This is a genomic window from Thermomicrobiales bacterium (genome assembly GCA_041390825.1).
In the GTDB taxonomy this organism is placed as follows: Bacteria; Chloroflexota; Chloroflexia; order Thermomicrobiales; family UBA6265; genus JAMLHN01.
Map to the genome: position 1 here is coordinate 1 of JAWKPF010000003.1, position 1,744 is coordinate 1,744.

Below are 1,744 nucleotides of genomic sequence, written 5' to 3' on the forward strand. Positions count from 1 at the left end.
GGAGGTGATCGCGCACCGGAGCGATGCGTTCGTGGTGCAGCGTGGCGCGCCGATCGAGGTGCAGAAGAAGGGCGATGAGCGTGGCAAGTTCCTCATGCCCGAGCTCTACGGCCAGCCCGAGTCGCGCGGCATCCACTATGTCAACTCCGCTGCGATGGAAGGCAATCAATAAGCCGCTGCCGCGCCCCACGAACCCATCGACACTCAAGAAGAGAGATTCAGTATGAGACTCGTCAAGCACACGCTCCTGGCCGCCGCAGCGGCGCTCGTCACGGTCATGCCCGCAACACGCGCGGCTGCGCAGTCAGATGAGGCACAAATCAGAGAAGCCCTCGAAGGCAAAGTCGCGCCCGAGCAGGTGTCGGATCTGATTCGGGACCTTGGTTTGCAGAGCAGCGTTGAGACCGGGGCGCTGTTCACGCGTGTGTGGACCTATGAGTCCTTGGGCGGGGCTGAAGAGTATCGATTGGCCAAGGCGGATGTCGAAGGCAACATCATCATTGCCGGCTATGCCGACGGTGGTCTGGAGGTGGTCAAGATCGACGGCGCCGACAATTCGGGGGCGAATGTGATCTGGACCGTCAACCTTCCCGTGTATCAGTCGCCCGATGCCATGGTGGTTGATCTGGACGGGAATGCATATGTCGGCGCTCGGTTCGGATCGAATGTGGCCGTCGTGAAGATCTCACCATTTGGATTTGTCCAATGGGCGCGTACCTATGCGGGTATCAGCAATCTGAATAATCTTGTTCTCGGTGGCGATGGCGTGGTGTTCCTTTCTGGCTTCTCATCGGGTGTGATCCAGATTGCTCAGATCAGCCCGGCGACCGGAGCGATCGGATGGCAAACGGCTCTCGATGCGGGCGCCCCGTGTCCTGGCATATTCAGCATCGGAGCTGACATGGCGCTCAGCAACGACGACAAGCTGTTTCTCATCGCCGCCAAGGATGGAACGGGGGGCACCGTTTCCGTGCTGACGGCGTTGGATGCGGGGAATGGTCAGCACTTGTGGTGCACGGAGCTTGACCTGTATTCCGCAGGAGACGATGGACGGAACATCACGACCGATCTCGACGGCGATGTGATTGTTGGAGGTTTGGATGGTAATAACGGGCGTGTGATCAAACTTGACGGACAAGGACATGAGCTGTGGACCCGCGATATTCAGGCGACTGGTGCATTCTCGATCCACTTCCCCGTCGTACGAGTAGACCAGACCGGAGCGGTCATCGCTGGTGGGTATCGGAATGACGGGAGCGCCTCGAACGGTGGATTCGTGGCCAAGTGGAGCAAAAACGGAGCGCTGCAATGGACCCGAGTGCTCTCTGATGGGCAGGCCTCAAATATCGGCGGCGCGGGTGAAGAAACCGAAGATATTCAGATCGATCGACTGGGAAATGTCTATGCAGCGACCCTGCACACTCGTGCGCCGTTCCCGACAACGACGATGAGCTGCGCGAAACTCAGCGGCGATGACGGAAGCATTGTTTGGCAAGACTTCGACGCGCGATCGCCCGGCATCGAGTTGACGATACCTGCGGCCTTGGCTGTGGACGCGGGCTCGAATGTGTTCTTGGTCGGGACGTCGGTCGACTTCGATGGTCCCGAGTTCGGGCAGAAGATCAACAAGTACACCCAGCCCTTCACGGGTGTTCCGACGATCCAGAGTGCAGCGGGTGAACTGGCGTTCGAGAATCAGGGTATCTGGGCGCCGGGGGCAGGAAATTTGATTGCGCAGGAGCAT

General features: G+C 59.3%; 1 protein-coding gene. It reads left to right on the top strand.

Annotated elements, in window-relative coordinates; translation table 11 throughout:
* Positions 1-277: 277 nt before the first annotated feature.
* A partial coding sequence (locus R2855_00030) for a PQQ-binding-like beta-propeller repeat protein (GenBank protein MEZ4529387.1) occupies positions 278-1,744 on the top strand: 1,467 nt, incomplete at its 3' end.